15 protein-coding genes are annotated in these 15,370 nt (G+C 59.0%); 14 read left to right on the top strand and 1 reads right to left on the bottom strand.

Annotated elements, in window-relative coordinates; all coding sequences use genetic code 11:
* Positions 1-9: 9 nt before the first annotated feature.
* The 11 genes from IE093_RS18925 to IE093_RS18875 all read left to right on the top strand — a co-directional run bounded on the left by IE093_RS18925 (position 10) and on the right by IE093_RS18875 (position 10,498).
* The gene (locus IE093_RS18925; RefSeq protein ID WP_189471943.1) at positions 10-1,287 is read left to right on the top strand and encodes a ribulose-bisphosphate carboxylase large subunit family protein; all 1,278 of its coding nucleotides are present in this window, start codon (positions 10-12) and stop codon (positions 1,285-1,287) included.
* 46 nt (positions 1,288-1,333) lie between these two features.
* Positions 1,334-2,308 (top strand): TRAP transporter substrate-binding protein, encoded by a 975-nt coding sequence (locus IE093_RS18920; protein WP_189471941.1) that lies wholly within the window; start codon positions 1,334-1,336, stop codon positions 2,306-2,308.
* 81 nt (positions 2,309-2,389) lie between these two features.
* Complete coding sequence (locus tag IE093_RS18915) at positions 2,390-2,905, top strand: TRAP transporter small permease (RefSeq protein WP_229803758.1); 516 nt, start codon at positions 2,390-2,392, stop codon at positions 2,903-2,905.
* A gap of 2 nt (positions 2,906-2,907) precedes the next feature.
* Positions 2,908-4,200, top strand: a complete 1,293-nt coding sequence (locus IE093_RS18910) for a TRAP transporter large permease (protein WP_189471939.1) — start codon at positions 2,908-2,910, stop codon at positions 4,198-4,200.
* Positions 4,201-4,231: 31 nt separating this feature from the next.
* Positions 4,232-5,185, top strand: coding sequence for an NAD-dependent epimerase/dehydratase family protein (locus IE093_RS18905; RefSeq protein ID WP_189471937.1), 954 nt, complete (start codon positions 4,232-4,234; stop codon positions 5,183-5,185).
* A 366-nt stretch (positions 5,186-5,551) separates the two neighbouring features.
* The gene (locus IE093_RS18900) at positions 5,552-5,986 is read left to right on the top strand and encodes an REP-associated tyrosine transposase (protein ID WP_189471935.1); all 435 of its coding nucleotides are present in this window, start codon (positions 5,552-5,554) and stop codon (positions 5,984-5,986) included.
* Positions 5,987-6,433: 447 nt separating this feature from the next.
* Entirely contained in the window at positions 6,434-6,841 is a 408-nt protein-coding gene (mntA, locus tag IE093_RS18895; RefSeq protein WP_229803756.1) for a type VII toxin-antitoxin system MntA family adenylyltransferase antitoxin, read from the top strand.
* Entirely contained in the window at positions 6,826-7,236 is a 411-nt protein-coding gene (gene hepT / locus IE093_RS18890) for a type VII toxin-antitoxin system HepT family RNase toxin (protein WP_189471933.1), read from the top strand. The genes mntA and hepT overlap by 16 nt, the downstream gene beginning before the upstream one ends.
* A 199-nt stretch (positions 7,237-7,435) precedes the next feature.
* Entirely contained in the window at positions 7,436-8,467 is a 1,032-nt protein-coding gene (locus tag IE093_RS18885; protein ID WP_189471931.1) for a TRAP transporter substrate-binding protein, read from the top strand.
* Positions 8,464-8,982, top strand: a complete 519-nt coding sequence (locus IE093_RS18880) for a TRAP transporter small permease (RefSeq protein WP_189471929.1) — start codon at positions 8,464-8,466, stop codon at positions 8,980-8,982. Before IE093_RS18885 ends, IE093_RS18880 begins: the two co-directional genes overlap by 4 nt.
* A gap of 211 nt (positions 8,983-9,193) precedes the next feature.
* Positions 9,194-10,498, top strand: a complete 1,305-nt coding sequence (locus IE093_RS18875; protein WP_189471927.1) for a TRAP transporter large permease — start codon at positions 9,194-9,196, stop codon at positions 10,496-10,498.
* A 66-nt stretch (positions 10,499-10,564) separates the two neighbouring features.
* On the opposite strand, the gene IE093_RS18870 is transcribed toward IE093_RS18875, so the two are convergent.
* Positions 10,565-11,575, bottom strand: a complete 1,011-nt coding sequence (locus IE093_RS18870) for a GlxA family transcriptional regulator (protein WP_268247411.1) — start codon at positions 11,573-11,575, stop codon at positions 10,565-10,567.
* 416 nt (positions 11,576-11,991) lie between these two features.
* On the opposite strand from IE093_RS18870, the gene dctP reads away from it, so the two are divergent.
* The 3 genes from dctP (at position 11,992) to IE093_RS18855 (ending at position 14,867) form a co-directional block, all read left to right on the top strand.
* Positions 11,992-13,014, top strand: coding sequence for a TRAP transporter substrate-binding protein DctP (gene dctP, locus IE093_RS18865; protein ID WP_189471923.1), 1,023 nt, complete (start codon positions 11,992-11,994; stop codon positions 13,012-13,014).
* A 138-nt stretch (positions 13,015-13,152) separates the two neighbouring features.
* Entirely contained in the window at positions 13,153-13,581 is a 429-nt protein-coding gene (locus IE093_RS18860; protein ID WP_229803752.1) for a TRAP transporter small permease, read from the top strand.
* Positions 13,581-14,867, top strand: coding sequence for a TRAP transporter large permease (locus tag IE093_RS18855; RefSeq protein ID WP_189471921.1), 1,287 nt, complete (start codon positions 13,581-13,583; stop codon positions 14,865-14,867). Before IE093_RS18860 ends, IE093_RS18855 begins: the two co-directional genes overlap by 1 nt.
* Positions 14,868-15,370 lie beyond the last annotated feature (503 nt).

Genomic DNA, 15,370 nt, shown 5'->3' with positions numbered 1-15,370 from the left:
GGCACACAAATGGCTCAACGGCACAGGCCGCGAATCAGCGCCAGCTATCGTATCGAAACGCCACTCGACCCCAAACGGGCCGCCGAGGCCATGGCCGGCGAACAATCCTCCGGCACCTTCCTCAAACTCGCAGGGGAAACCGACGCACTGCGCGAACGTCATGCAGCGCGTGTCGAATCGGTGATCCGTCGGGAAACGGTCACCGCACCGTCGCTACCTGGCGCACTCCCCAGCGAAACCTACACCCGCGCCGATGTCATTCTGTCCTGGCCATTGGAGAACATCGGTGCCAGCCTGCCCAACCTGCTGGCCACCGTGTTGGGCAACCTCACCGAGTTGCGGGAACTCTCCGGCCTCCGGCTGACGGACATCACGCTGCCTAACGACTTCATCAAGGCATTCGCGGGACCGCAGTTCTCCATCGACGGCACGCGACGCCTGGCCGGGGTCGACGACGGCCCGCTGATCGGCACTATCATCAAGCCCAGCGTTGGGCTATCGCCAGAGCAAACGGCGGACCTGGTCAAGCAACTGATCGAGGCTGGCATCGACTTCATCAAGGACGATGAACTGATCGCCGATCCCCCCTATTCGCCACTAGCCAAGCGCGTGCCCGCCATCATGCGAGTCATCGAGGAGCATGCGCAGCGCACCGGCCGCAAGCCTATGTATGCCTTTAACATCACCGGCGACATCGACGAGATGCGCCAGCGCCACGACCTGGTTCGCGATCATGGAGGCACCTGCATCATGGCCAGCGTCAACTGGGTAGGGATGTCGTCGCTAGTGGCACTGCGACGCCACTCCGAACTCCCCATTCATGGCCATCGCAACGGCTGGGGGCTGTTCTATCGTCACCCACAGATCGGCATGAGCTATCGTGCCTATCAGGCCCTGCTACGCCTCGCGGGGGCCGACCACCTGCACGTCAACGGGCTGGGCAGCAAGTTCGCCGAAGCCGATGAATCGGTGATCGACTCCGCGCGTGCCTGCCTGGCGCCCTTGCTGGAAGGGCCAGGCCGAGACGACCGCGCCATGCCGGTATTCTCCTCGGCGCAAACGATCCATCAGGCCCCTGCCACCTTCGCCAAGCTGCACTCGACCGACCTCATCTTCACTTGCGGTGGCGGCATCATGGGCCACCCCAATGGAATCGCCGCCGGATGCCGAAGCCTTCGCGCCGCCTGGGAAGCCACGGCCAACGGCGTACCTCTGGAAGAACAAGCAAAACAGGAACCCGACCTAGCCGTCGCGTTGCGGGCATTTCGCAGCCCGTTTTCAGGATGAAGCACCGACACGCCATCCAAGCTCACAATCAAAAAGGGGCACAATCATGAAGACAATAAAAGCAAGTGGAATCGTACTCGCCGGCCTCGTTACCCTCGGGGCCTCGGTGAACGCCTCGGCCAAGGAGCTGGCGATCGCCATCCACGTCGAGCCTTCGCACGCCATGTTCAAAGTCGGCGAGCGGCTCAAGGAAAGCATCGAAGAACAAACCAATGGTGAATTCTCGGTCACCCTGTTGGGTACCGAGGTGGGTGGCGAACGCGACCACCTCGAAGGCGCCAGCTACGGCGAATACGCCATCGCCCTGGGTGGCTCGATGCCCATGACCCTGTATGCCGAAAAATTCGCCGCCGCCGACCTGCCCTTCGTCTACAGCTCCAGCGAACAGGCCCGCGAGGTCTACAGCGGCGAGACCGGCGAACTGCTCAACGAACAGTTGATCTCCAACGGCAATATCCGCCTGGTCGGGCTGTCGGCGCGCAACCCGCGTAACCTGACCTCCAACTTCCCGGTCGAAACACCCGAGGATATCCAGGAAGTGCGCATGCGGGTGCCCGAGATCGCGCCCTGGATCCAGATCTGGGAGGAAATCGGCGCCCTGCCCAGTCCCATCGCCTGGCCCGAGGTATATACCTCGCTGCAGACCGGGGTGATCGAGATGCAGGAAAACCCGGTCGACCTCATCCATGCCGGCAAGATCTACGAGGTGCAGAGCCACATCAATCGCACCGAGCACGTCTATTCCTTCTTCCACTGGCTGATGAACGAGGACTTCTACCAAGGTCTCAGCGACGAAGAGCGTGACGTCATTCTCGGAGCCATCGACGAAGCCACCACTTGGGGTGACGACATGGTCGCCAACGGCCAGGACGATCTCTACGCCACGCTACAGGAACTGGGCATGACCGTCGTCGAGCCGGACGTGGCCGCCTTCCGTAGCGCAGCGGAGCCCGCCATTCGCGACATCGCCGAAAGCTACCACCCCGCGGTACGTGACTACGTCCTGTCACTCGTCGAGTAAAGGTAAGGCGATCCGTCCGGGAACAACCGCGACGGATCGCCCAGCCCCTCCATTCCGATCGACATCATATCGGAGGCTCCCGTGAAAACCGCGGAACTCGTTACCCGTACGGTCGAACTTTTCTGGAAACTGCTGACCGGCATCGTCATGACGGCCTTCGCCCTGATGCTGATCATCATGGCCATCCAGGTCATCTCACGCTACGTCCTGGGCATCGCTGTGCCCTGGACCGACGAGGCCTCGCGCTACCTGTTCCTGGCCGAGATCTTCCTTGGCTCCGTTCTCGCACTGCGTTACCAGGAGCACATTCGCATCACCATCGTCACCGACGTCCTGAGTCCATCGCTTCGCAATATCGCCACCAGCGTGGCGGACGTCATCTGCGTACTGGTGCTGCTGATGCTGGTGGTCGGCGCCTGGAACATGATGGACCGCACGGCCGGCATCATGGCCAGTACATTCCGGATGAGCTTTTCCTACATCTACCTCATTCAGCTCATCTCCGCGCTTCTCATGATCGGTCTTCTGCTCCAGGACCTCTACCAGCGCGTTGTCGGAAGCCGTTACCCCACCACCGAAGAAAGCAGGAGTGACTGACCATGGAAGTATTCGCCATCATGTTCGTCGGCCTGATCATCCTGCTGATGATCGGGGTTCCCGTGGCATTCGCCATGATCGCCTCCTCGGCGTTGGTGCTGGGCTACACCCGGGGCTTCGATGCCATCCCCATGGAGATGATCTCGCAACGTACCCTCTATGGGGTCAACAGCTTCACCCTGCTCGCCATCCCGGCCTTCCTGCTCATTGGCCGTTTGATGAACAGTGCCGGGATTTCGGACCGCGTGTTCGATATCGCCCGCACCATGGTCGGCCATCTCAAGGGCGGGCTGGGTCACGTCAACGTCGTCGCCAGCATGCTGTTTGCCGGCATGTCCGGCTCGGCGGTCGCCGATGCCGGCGGGCTCGGTGCGCTGGAGATCAAGGCCATGGAAGACGATGGCTACCCGATCGGCTTCAGCGCCGCTGTCACCGCCAGCTCGGCCACCATCGGCCCGATCATTCCGCCCAGCATTCCCGCGGTCATCTACGGCGCACTGGCCAATGCCTCGATTGCCGCGATCTTCCTCGCCTCTATCATCCCCGGGCTGATCATGGGGCTAGGGCTGATGGTAATGGTCGCCATCATCTCGCATCGTCGTGGCTTCCCGACGCGGGCCAGGGCGCGCTTGAGCGAGTTCACCCTCGCCATCACGCGTGGCGTGCTGCCCATGCTCACGCCACTAATCATCATCGTGGGCATTCTTTCCGGCATGTTCACCCCCACTGAAGCCTCCGTGGTCGCGCTGCTCTACTGCCTGATCATCTCATTCATGGTCTACCGCTCGATCAGTTTCCGCCAGTTTCTGGATATCCTGCGCGCCACCGCCATCGACACCGCCGCGCTGCTGTTCATCATCGCCGGCAGTGCCCTGTATAGCTGGGTGCTGGCACGCTACCAGGTCACCTCGCTGGTGGCGGATTTCCTGCTCACCACCGTGACCGACCCGCTTGCGCTGCTGCTGTTGCTTGCCTTATTCATTCTGCTGATCGGGCTGTTCATCGACTCGGTACCGGCACTGTTCCTGCTGACACCGCTGTTGGTGCCGGTGGTGGTGCAATACGGCATCGACCCCGTGCATTTCGGCGTGGTGATGATCTTCACCCTGATGATCGGCTTGATCACACCGCCGGTCGGCACCGTGCTGTTCACGATACAGAAGATCACCGGCATGTCCTTCGCGGGCCTTGTCCGGGAGACGATCCCGTTCTACATCCCGCTGTTCATCGTGCTACTGACCATCATCGTCTTCCCGGCGGTAGTGATGTTCATACCCAACCTGGTCCTCAACTAGGAACCACTGAATTCACAAGGAGACTCGATCCATGTCTGTTCTGATTACTGGGGGGCTCGGCCACGTCGGCTCCTGGGTGGCCTACCAACTGGCCAAGAAAGGCAAGAAAGTCATCATCTGCGACATGGCCGCCGGCCAATTCGATCGTCTCGGCCTCGACTATCTGGAAGAAGTGCGCGACAACCTGGTGCTAGAAAGCGCCGATGTGCTCGACTATCACACCATGTTCGAGATCCTGCAACGCCATCGCGATGAGCTGGAAGGTGTGATTCATGGTGTTTCGGTCATCGCCGGCCCGCACTTCCAGCAACGCCCCTTCAAGAACATCTCGATCAATGCCACCGGCACCCTGAACGTGCTCGAAACCTGCCGCATCCTGGGCATCAAGAAAGTCGTCAACATGAGCTCCGGCGCGGTGTACGGCGATGCCGCAGGGCCGCAGAGCGAATCGACTCCCTACAAGGCGACCGACCTCTATGGCGCCACCAAGATCGCCGGCGAGCTCTACGGCCTACAGTACAGCGACACCTACGGCATGGATGTCAGGAATGCGCGGCTGTTCTTCGTCTACGGCCCCGGCAAGCGCCCTTCCCACATGCACAAGGTCTATCAGGCGCTGTTCGGGCCACTGGAAGGGCTCGACGACATCCAGGCTCCCAACGGCTCGGAACAAGCCCTGGACTGGACCCATGTCCACGACACGGCAACCGGCATCGTGCAACTGTTCGAGCAGGAAAGCGTCACCCACCGCAACTTCAACATCTCAAGCGGTGTCACCGTCGACCACTTGCAGATCGTCGAAGACGTCGCCGACATCATCGGCACGCACGCCAACGTCCAGCTCGGCCCCGGCCCGTTCGTGGTCAGGGGCTCACCACTGGACATCTCACTGGCACAGCAAGAACTCGGCTTCGCGCCCAAGTTCACGGATATCCGCGAAGGCATCCAGGACTACTGGCAGTGGCTGAAAGCCAATGCCGGCTGATTGCGTTCCCACCACCCCATAAGGCTACGTACCCCCCGTGGGAGCGCAGCTTGCTGCGCGATCCGGCCGCCAGGCCGGCACTCTCAGCGACCCTGCCAGATGCAACGCGCAATGAATTGCGCTCCCACCACCCCATAAGGCTACGCATCCCCGTGGGAGCGCAGCTTGCTGCGCGATCCGGCCGCCAGGCCGGCACCCTCGGGCCACTGCCAGATGCATCGCGCAATGCATGGCGCTCCCACCCCCCATCCATCATGCAGTGGAGCTGCACTCCCACCATGTTAAACTGCGCATATTTCATGGGAGCGCAGAGGCCTGCGCGAGCAAGCCAGGTTAATCTTTACAATCTTCGGTAAGGAAGCCGATATGTCACATCCTCGCAGTCATACACTCAGAAAAGGACGGCATTCGATAAGAGGACATTATTATCTGATCACCATGGCCACCCAAAATCGTCACCCTTGGTTTATCTCTACGAAGAATGCCCGTATTGCCTGCCGCCACCTCTACGCCCCAGCAGTGAGCCAACATGGTGAAACACTTAGCTACGTCGTCATGCCAGATCACGTGCATTGGCTGATACAACTGTCCGGCGATATTTCGAAGTTAGTCCGGATCTATAAAGCAAAGGTGTCTCTGGATATCGGAGTCACGCTCTGGCAGCAAGGATTTCACGATCATGCTATCCGGCAGGAAAACGAACTAAAGGCTATGGCCAGATACATAGTGGCCAACCCTCTAAGAGCCGGCTTGGTTAACGACATTGGCCAATACTCTTACTGGAATGCTGTGTGGCTATAAAGTACCAGTGCGTGTTGCATCATTCATCGCGCAATGAATTGCGCTCCCACTACCCCCATTAGGCTACGTATCCCCGTGGGAGCGCAGCTTGCTGCGCGATCCGGCCGCCAGGCCGGCCTCCTCAGCAACCCTGCCAAATGCATCGCGCAATAAATTGCGCTCCCACCACCCCATAAGGCTACGTACCCCCCGTGGGAGCGCAGATCTTCTGCGCGATCCGGCCGCCAGGCCGGCCTCCTCAGCGACCCTGCCAAATGCATCGCGCAATAAATTGCGCTCCCACCACCCCATAAGGTTACGTACCCCCCGTGGGAGCGCAGCTTGCTGCGCGATCCGGCCGCCAGGCCGGCGCTTCGGTGCTGACCGGTCATAAGGTACACTGTTCAATAGCACAGCAAGCCCCAACAACAGTCAGGGAAGCGAGAAGGCAAAGCGATGAGCCGGTCAGTGGCATCTCATGAAGTGATGTTGGCGTCCACCAAACTCGAGAAGGTAATTACGGCCTTTCCCGATCTGGAACAGGTCATCTTGTTTGGTTCCGTTGCCAACGGACAGGCGCATGAAAGCAGCGATGTAGATGTCGCGGTGCAGGCAGCACAGCCACTCACCGCCGAGCGGCGCCTGGAAATGATTGACGCCCTCGCTCTTGCGTTCGACCGCCCTGTCGACCTGATCGACCTCGCCAGTGCCGGAGAACCGCTACTAAGCCAGATCGTGACAACCGGGGTACGCATCAAGGGATCGGATGCCGCATGGGGGCAACTGATCTACAAGAACATCATGGAAAATACGGATTTCGTCCCCTTGCAACAACATATCCTGACGACGAGACAGCGAGCATGGATAGGCAAGTGATCAATCAAAAGCTGGAGTCCCTGCGGCGCTGTATCGCTCGGTTGGAATCCCGCTGCCCCGATGATGCAAAGACCCTGGCGACCGACTTGGATGCCCAAGATATCGTATCGCTGAACTTAACCCGCGCCGTACAGATATGTGTCGATATTGCCGCCCACTGGATTGCCGAACACGGTGACGTGACAGCCCCGGTAACCATGGGGCAAACGTTCGATGTTCTTGCCCAGGCAGGGATAATTTCACCACAACTCGCCACCAATATGCGTAAATCGGTAGGCTTTCGAAACATCGTGGTGCACAACTACGAGAATGTTAACTGGGACATGGTGTTTTCCATTTGCAAGAATCGGCTAGACGATTTCCGGCAGTTTGCCGAAGTATTCATCGAGAAATGATTTCCCCACCCATCACATTATCCCAGGGGGAGCGCAGCTTGCTGCGCGATCCGTCCGCCAGACCGGCCTGGTTGAGCCAAGTCAACGGCGTGGTCTGAAACTTCCAGTCGCAAATAACACCCGAGCAGTCGCAAATGGGCAGCCACGGACAAAAGGAATAAGGGACCGTTAGAGAGCTAACAATAACCGGAGTCTCTCAATGCCCCTATCAACCCTCGTCTCAGCGATCCGCCCCACACGTTCCCGGCTGTCACTATCCGGGCTTGGTCTTGCCTTGTGCCTCGGCATCACCGCCTCCGCCCAAGCGGCCACGCGCCTCGATTTTTCCAACGAATACAACGCCAACTCCATTCATGCTCAGGGCGATGCATACTTCATCGAACAGGTTACGGAACTCACCGACGGTGAAGTGGACATCACGCTGCATACCGGTGGCGCACTGGGCTTCAAGTCGGGCGATCACTTCTACGCCGTAGCCGACAATGCCGTGCAGATCGCCGATACCCTCTCGGGCACCATGAGCGGCATCGACCCCATCTTCCTGCTTTCCTCGCTGCCGTTCCTGGTAGAGGGCGTCGACGAAGCGCGTCGGTTGTACGAGATCGCACGCCCCCACTACGACGAAGTGTTCGAGGACAACGATCAAATCCTGCTGTATGCCTCGCCCTGGCCGGCCAGCGGCATCTGGTCGCGTGAAGCCGTCACCTCCAGCGAAAGCCTTCAGAACCTGAAGATCCGCACCTTTGACCGCAACGGCACCGAAACCCTGCGCAATGCCGGCGCAGCCCCGGTCAGCCTCTCCTGGGCCGATGTGGTTCCGCAGCTAGCCACCGGAGGCATCAACGCCGTACTCACCTCCGCCGAGGCCGGCGCCAATGCCAGCTTCTGGGAACACCAGCAGCACTTCAGCGGTATCCAGTACGCCATCCCATTGAACATGGTGCATATGAACCGCGATGCCTTCGAATCGCTCTCAGCGGATCAGCAGGAAGCCCTGCGCGAAGCCGCTCGCCGTACGGACGAACACAACTGGCAAGCGGTGCGCGAACGCACTGTGAGCAACTACGCCACGCTCGACGAGCAGGGCGTGACGATCCACGACCCGATCTCCGCCGACTTCCAACAAGCGCTGGCGGATGCCGCGAGCCCGGTCGTCAGTGGCTGGCAAGACACCATGGGTGAGCGTGGCCAAGCGATCCTCGACGCCTTCCATAACGGGCAAACCCCATGATCGGTTGGCTGGCTACCCTGTCGCGAGGCTTGAATCGCCTCGCGGCGGGGGTCGCGATCCTGCTGATCCTGTACATGTTCGGGCACATCATCCTCGAGATCGTGCTGCGGCTGTTCGGACACTCGACGTTCATACTCGATGAATACATCGGCTATGCCGTCGCCGCCATGACCTTTCTTGGCCTGCCCTATGTCCTGGAAAAAGATGGCCTGATCCGGGTCGCCCTGGTCCTCGACCGATTGCCCAAGAAATGGCACTGGCCACTAGAACTGCTGATCGCCGCCACCAGCTTCGCGGCTTTCGGCTGGCTTTCCCTGTTCTGGTGGCAGAACGTGGCCCGCAGCTACGAGCGCGGAATCACCAGCGACACCCTATCCGAAACGCCGTTATGGATTCCCGAGGGCATCGTATTGCTCGGCCTGTGGCTGCTGTGCTTCACGCTAGTGGTCCGCAGCCTGCAGCTCGTCACCGAGCGTTCGCGCCACACCCACCCGACACAAGGAAGCGCTGATTAAATCGACGAGCATACTCAAGCGCAAGGCGCCCGGAGCACAGAACCGAGCGAAGCGACAAACATCCGAAGGATGGCCCCGAAGGGGCGAGAAACCGCAGGTTTCGAGTCAACCGGAGCCTATGGGGTATAGGTGAGGCTTCCGCGCACCGCAGCGATTGAGTAGCACAGGCATTTAAGCAGTGCTTCCAGAACAAGACTGAGGATCATCGACTATGGACATGGTATGGATCGCCATTGGCGTGGCGGCACTGCTGATCACGGTGCTGGCCATGGGTACCTGGGTCTTCGCCGCCCTGGTGATCGCCGCCATGGGCTCGCTGTGGTGGCTGGGGGATTTTGGGCTTGACCGTATCGGACTGATCTTCTCGCGGATTCTCTATCGCGCCGGCAACAGTTGGGAGCTTTCCGCCATTCCGCTGTTCATCCTGATGGGCGAGCTGATCTTCCGCTCCAACGTCTCCGAACGGCTGTTCAAGGGCCTGACACCACTCACACGCCCCCTCCCCGGCGGTGTGCTGCACACCAACGTGTTCGGTTGCGCGCTGTTCGCCGCCGTCAGCGGCTCCAGTGCCGCCACCACGGCCACCATCGGCAAGATCACCACCCGCGAACTCGCCAGCCGCGGCTATGACCGCAATCTGTCGATCGGCTCGTTGGCCGGTGCAGGCAGCCTGGGGTTGTTGATCCCGCCCTCCATCGTGATGATCGTCTACGGTGTGCAGGCCGAGGTCTCGATCAGCAAGCTGTTCATGGCCGGCGTGGTACCGGGCCTGCTGATCGCCCTGCTGTACAGCGGTTTCATCGTCCTGCGCAGCATGCTGCAGCCACAACTCGCTCCCCGGCAAACGGGAAGCGAGGTCGGCATCTGGCAGGCCCTGACGTTGCTGACCCCGGTGGTGGCTTTGATCACCATCGTCATCGGTTCGATCTATTCAGGGATCGCTACTCCATCGGAAGCCGCCGCGGTAGGTGTGGCCGCCACCTTGGGGCTGCTCATCCTGGAACGCCAGCTCACCCTGCCCCTGCTGCTCGATGCCCTCAAAGGCACCCTGGTCAGCGCCACCATGGTCTGTAGCCTACTGGTCACCGCCATGCTGCTCTCCACGGCCATGGGCTACCTGCACCTGCCCAGAGAGCTGGCCGCGTGGATCGCCGCGCAACAGTTCACGCCCATGGCACTGCTCATGGCACTGGCGGTGTTCTATATCGTGCTGGGTCTGTTTCTCGACGGCATCTCGATCACCGTGATGAGCCTGCCTATCACCCTGCCCATCGTCATCCTAGCAGGCTTCGACCCACTGTGGTTCGGCGTCTTCCTGGTGATCATGGTGGAATTGGGCCAGATCACCCCGCCAGTCGGCTTCAACTTGTTCGTGCTACAAGGCATGACCGGCGAAAACATTGGCCGGGTCGCCTGGGCTTCGGCGCCCTTCTTCCTGCTGATGTGCCTGGCCGCCGCACTGATCAGCGTGTGGCCACAAATCGCACTGTGGCTGCCCACACTGCTTGCCGGTTGAGACAACGAGCCACCATTGCACGGTTAGCCGTGCAATGGTGCCCTCTCGGCGCAGCCTACCCCCGCATCACGCCGACGTCATGTCTCCGTCCTGAAACGTCTTGCGAAAGCGTCCGGCAGAGATATCGAACAACTGGTGAAAACAGCGACGGAAATGGGAGATGCTGACAAAGCCCGTGGCAACCGCAATCTCGACAATGGGCTTGTTGGTTTGTTGAAGTAGCTGCCGAGCGTGGGTCAAGCGTAACTCGAGGTAGTACCGCGAGGGGCTGGCATAGACGTGATGACAGAACAATCGTTCGAGTTGACGTCTGGAAATCCCCACACATTCGGTGATTTCCGCGATCGACAATGGCTCCTCGATATTGCTTCGCATCAATTGCAGCGCAGTTTTCAAAGGTTCCGGCAAGGTGGGATTACGGTCGACGCTGCAGACCGAGACGTCGATGACTTCCGCCATCTTGTCGCAACTCAACACCTCTTCGATGGCGCTTGCGAACTCACTGCCGCAGTCGTTCCGAACCACTTCGAGCATCATGTTCAGGGAACTGCTGGCACCGGCACAGCTAACGCGATACCGGTCCAGCACATGGCTACGGTTGGATATTGCCACATTCGGGAACTCCTCCATCATCATCGCCCGCCCATCGGGGTGATAGGCGCATTCGTAGCCATCCAGCAACCCAGCCTCGGCCAGGAAGTAGGCACCATTCCATAAACTACCAAGTACCACTCCAGCTTTGTTGGCAACCTTCAGCTTGGTACGCATGGCCGGGTTGGCTCGTGGCTGCACTCGGAGGCCACCGCACAGGATGAGGATGTCCAACTGCCTCTCATCGAGCTGCGCTAACTGGCAATCGACCGAGATCTCGATGCCAAGATCGGAAACCACCGCATCGCTTCCATTGCCCACCACCAGCACTTCATAGATAGTGGACGGCCGCATCAGATTGGCGGTCACGAGTGCATCGACAGCGCCCGTGAATGCCATCATCGAGAAGTTCTCCAACAACAGGAAAGCGACACGCTTCACTTGGCAAGCAGATTGAAAGGGTGCTTCGCTTTCGATATACACCATGTTCTTGTTCTTCAGAAGACTTGCAAAATGTGCCCCCATAGCTACCTCTTTTTTTCATGTAAAGGAGAGGTTTAGTAGCCAGCTCGACAATCAATCGCATTTGTAAAATTATTTCTTTTCGTTGCGACCTGTCCCCCGCAGATTTTCATCATGCTCCAGTCCATACATCCAATCAAGTGGATGAATTATGCCGTGACTGTCTCTTCCGGCCAAAATTGAAACGTCCCACCGCAAACCATGGCATGATGAATATTAAGTTATTCTACTTCAGAATCAACTGTATTTCGGCCTGTCAAAATAAGTATCTTGGCATCCCCATCATGTCGCTAGCCGGCACCTTGGTGTCGCAAATTGCCCGTTGCGATGAGAAGACTCTGCAGCAAGATGAAAAACCACCTTGCGCAGAGAGGCATTGAATGAAAAATTACAATAGCGACAAACTGGCGTTGGGCATGATCATGCTTGGCTTGACGGCAACAGCGGGAAACGCACAAGCAGATGCCATCACCCTGAAATTCCATAGCGGTCTCTCACAATCCAGGCCAGAGGCCGAGCATATCGAAAGATTCGCCAAGCTGGTCGATGAAAAATCAAGTGGAGAACTGAAGATCGAAGTCTACCATGCTGGCGCTCTTGGCCTGAAGGAAGCCGATATACTGCGCACATTGCAACACGGCATGGTCGATATGGCACTGCTATATGGCGAATACTATACACGAGATGCACCCGCCCTGGCATCGGTTTATGCCCAAGGGGCGATTACCGAAGCGGAGCAGCATCTCGACATTCTTCCTGTCATCAAGGAAATGTACGACGACGGCTTTGCAAAGTGGAACATTCATACGGTTGGCGGTGTAGTCGCCCCCATCTTCGATGTCGGTCTCCATTGCAAGGAGCCTGTCAGCTCCCTTGATGACCTGCAGGGGAAGAAGGTACGCGTCTGGTCACGGCACCTGGTCGATACTTTCGATACGCTGGGCATCTCCGCACAAGTCATCCCCCAGAACGACATGTACATGGCACTGCAAACGGGTGTCGTGGATTGCGCCTACTATCTCTCCACAGTAGCCAAGACCGTTTCTCTGCAGGAAGTCACGGAATACGAATCCTACCTGCATCCCTGGGCTGCCGCGCCGTGGCTATTCGGCATCAGCGAAAGAGCCTTGGGACGGCTCGATGACAATCAGCGTCAAGCCCTTGAAGAGGCAGGTCAAGAGACCTGGAACACGACACGCGAGCTCGCCGTCGATCCCGAGCGCGAAGCGCTGGCTCGGGAGGAGCGCGAATCGCTGGGCATCACCATCCTGCCATCATTCTCCGAAGCGGATGTCGACACCTTCGTCACGGCAGCATGGAGTACCTGGAAAACCATGGCCGAAAACGCCGGAGAAGACGGGACACACTATTACAACACCGTCACCCAGGCACTTTCCGAATAGCAACACGAAAGGAGTCGGCATTGGCCGACTCCTTCCTCTTTTGTGGGGTGGGCAATGTCAATGATGCAAAAAGTCAATCTGCTGATCGAGAGAACGGCATAGGGGTCCTTCCTTCTTGGCGTGGTCGGCGGTGTGATCATGACGGCACTCATCTTCGTCAGCACGCTGATGCGCTATGTTGGTGGCCGTCCCTTGCGGTTTTCCGATGAACTGGCCGGCTTGCTCTTCCTGTCGCTGACCTTCCTGTGCCTGCCCCATGTGCTCGACAAGGGTCGCCATATTCGTATCGAAATACTCACCAATCTCGTACCTGCGTCAATGGCGAGAGTCATGGATATCGTCGGCACCATGACGCTGATTGTGTTCTGCCTGATCTTTGCCTACGAGGCCTGGAATTTCATGGGCTTCTCGTACTCCATCAACTCACGGACTGACATCAGCGGCATCCTCTTGTGGCCCTGGATGGCGATCATGCCATTCTCCATGTTGCTGTGCTTACTGGTGCAGCTACGGCATGGGATACGTCAACCGCTTGCGGAAAAATCCCTGACAGAGGATGCCATCTAATGAGCTGGCTACTACTCAGCGGAAGCCTGATCGTTTTTCTCTCGAGCGGAGCGATTTTGGGCGCAGCTCTCGGTCTCACCGGGATGTTTTTGCTTCATTTCCAGGCCAATGGCGCCACGCCGCTCGCCATCAACGCTGCATGGAACATGCTCACCGACTTCACGCTCAGCGCCGTGCCGCTGTTCATCTTCCTCGGTGAGATTCTACTGGCCAGCGGTGTCTCCAAGCGGGTCTACAACGGCCTGACACCGCTCTTCGCGCGCATTCCCGGACAACTGCTGCATACCAATATCGCCGTATGCACACTTTTCGGTGCCGTCAGTGGTTCCAGCACCTCCACCGCGGCAGCGATAGGCTCGGTAGGCTATCCCGAACTCAAAGGGCGTGGTTACAAACCCAGTGTGGTAGTGGGCACCCTGGCCGCTGGCGGGACGTTGGGCCTGCTCATTCCTCCCAGCCTGGCGCTGATCATCTATGGCGCGACCCAGAACGTTTCCATAGGCAAGCTATTCATCGCCGGCATGCTACCAGGCCTGTTGATCGCTGCCGCCTTCTCGTTATGGATCATGATCCGCTCCAACATCGGCGAGGCGGTGACACCAGCATCGAAGGACAGAATCATCTGGGCTGACATCCGCCATGGAATACTGGAAATCTGGCCGCTCCCCATCCTCATTTTCTTCGTACTCGGCACCATCTACCTGGGGATCGCCACCCCCACCGAATCCGCCGCATTGGGGGTGGTCGCCAGTATCGTGCTAGGAATGACATGGGGAGACTTGACCCTGCAACGCCTGTGGCAAGCCTTCAAGCATGCTTCGCTGATGTTCGCGGCTATCGGCATGATCCTGATAGGCACGGTGATCCTGTCACAGGCCGTCAGCCTACTGGGCATCCCGCGCGCTGCCGTCGATGCGATCGGAAGCTTCGGCCTTGGACCCTACGGCATCCTGCTGATGATCGTCATCGTCTATATCGTGCTCGGATGCTTTTTCGACGGCATCTCGCTATTGCTGATGACGCTACCCATCACCTTCCCGATGATCACCAGTCTGGGTTTCGATCCCATCTGGTTCGGCATCATCGTCACTCTGCTAATCGAGATCGGCATGATCACACCCCCGGTGGGGCTCAACCTCTTCGTGCTGTCGTCAATCTCGAACAACGATGTCGACTTGACCGCCGCAGCAAAGGCGTCCCTGCCCTACTGGATGATTCTACTCGGGGCGGTAGGGCTGTTCACGGCCTTCCCGGAGATCATTCTCTGGATAACACACTGGGTGTAATCACTCCGCGTCGGGATGGCCTCATCTCTCGTGGGAGCGCAGATTTTCTGCGCGATCCGGTCGCCAGGCCGGCCGGCATCCTCGAACAGTGCCGCGTTCATCGCGAAGCAGAGCTTCGCTCCCACAACAGCACCGCATCACGCCTAAACCGGTGGGAGCGCAGATTTTCTGCGCGATCCGGTCGCCAGGCCGGCCGGCATCCTCGAACAGTGCCGCATTCATCGCGAAGCAGAGCTTCGCTCCCACAACAGCACCGCATCACGCCTAAACCGGTGGGAGCGCAGATTTTCTGCGCGATCCGGCCGTCAGGCCGGCTTGGGTAACCCAGCCACCGCGGCCAGGATGCGCCCCATGGCTAGTGTAGGAGCGCTCGTGAGCGCGATCCGGCCGCCAGGCCGGCTGAGCTGGTGGTGTCACCATCGCCGATCAGTCTTCCCCACCTTGGCTATCGGCGGGGACAATACCAGGCGCTGTAGCCACTCCCGACAAATCGCGACTGAAGT

The sequence above is a fragment of the Litchfieldella qijiaojingensis genome (genome assembly GCF_014651875.1).
Taxonomy (GTDB): Bacteria; Pseudomonadota; Gammaproteobacteria; order Pseudomonadales; family Halomonadaceae; genus Litchfieldella; species Litchfieldella qijiaojingensis.
Note: the sequence above shows the minus strand (reverse complement) of the source record. Positions and strands in the feature narration are given on the sequence as shown.

What these genes read in the sequence shown, in the direction of transcription:
- IE093_RS18925 (WP_189471943.1), top strand. Translation starts at nt 10, where the DNA reads ATGGCTCAACGGCACAGGCCGCGAATCAGCGCCAGCTATCGTATCGAA.
- IE093_RS18920 (WP_189471941.1), top strand. Translation starts at nt 1,334, where the DNA reads ATGAAGACAATAAAAGCAAGTGGAATCGTACTCGCCGGCCTCGTTACC.
- IE093_RS18910 (WP_189471939.1), top strand. Translation starts at nt 2,908, where the DNA reads ATGGAAGTATTCGCCATCATGTTCGTCGGCCTGATCATCCTGCTGATG.
- IE093_RS18905 (WP_189471937.1), top strand. Translation starts at nt 4,232, where the DNA reads ATGTCTGTTCTGATTACTGGGGGGCTCGGCCACGTCGGCTCCTGGGTG.
- IE093_RS18900 (WP_189471935.1), top strand. Translation starts at nt 5,552, where the DNA reads ATGTCACATCCTCGCAGTCATACACTCAGAAAAGGACGGCATTCGATA.
- hepT (WP_189471933.1), top strand. Translation starts at nt 6,826, where the DNA reads ATGGATAGGCAAGTGATCAATCAAAAGCTGGAGTCCCTGCGGCGCTGT.
- IE093_RS18885 (WP_189471931.1), top strand. Translation starts at nt 7,436, where the DNA reads ATGCCCCTATCAACCCTCGTCTCAGCGATCCGCCCCACACGTTCCCGG.
- IE093_RS18880 (WP_189471929.1), top strand. Translation starts at nt 8,464, where the DNA reads ATGATCGGTTGGCTGGCTACCCTGTCGCGAGGCTTGAATCGCCTCGCG.
- IE093_RS18875 (WP_189471927.1), top strand. Translation starts at nt 9,194, where the DNA reads ATGGACATGGTATGGATCGCCATTGGCGTGGCGGCACTGCTGATCACG.
- IE093_RS18870 (WP_268247411.1), bottom strand. Translation starts at nt 11,575, where the DNA reads ATGGTGTATATCGAAAGCGAAGCACCCTTTCAATCTGCTTGCCAAGTG.
- dctP (WP_189471923.1), top strand. Translation starts at nt 11,992, where the DNA reads ATGAAAAATTACAATAGCGACAAACTGGCGTTGGGCATGATCATGCTT.
- IE093_RS18860 (WP_229803752.1), top strand. Translation starts at nt 13,153, where the DNA reads ATGACGGCACTCATCTTCGTCAGCACGCTGATGCGCTATGTTGGTGGC.
- IE093_RS18855 (WP_189471921.1), top strand. Translation starts at nt 13,581, where the DNA reads ATGAGCTGGCTACTACTCAGCGGAAGCCTGATCGTTTTTCTCTCGAGC.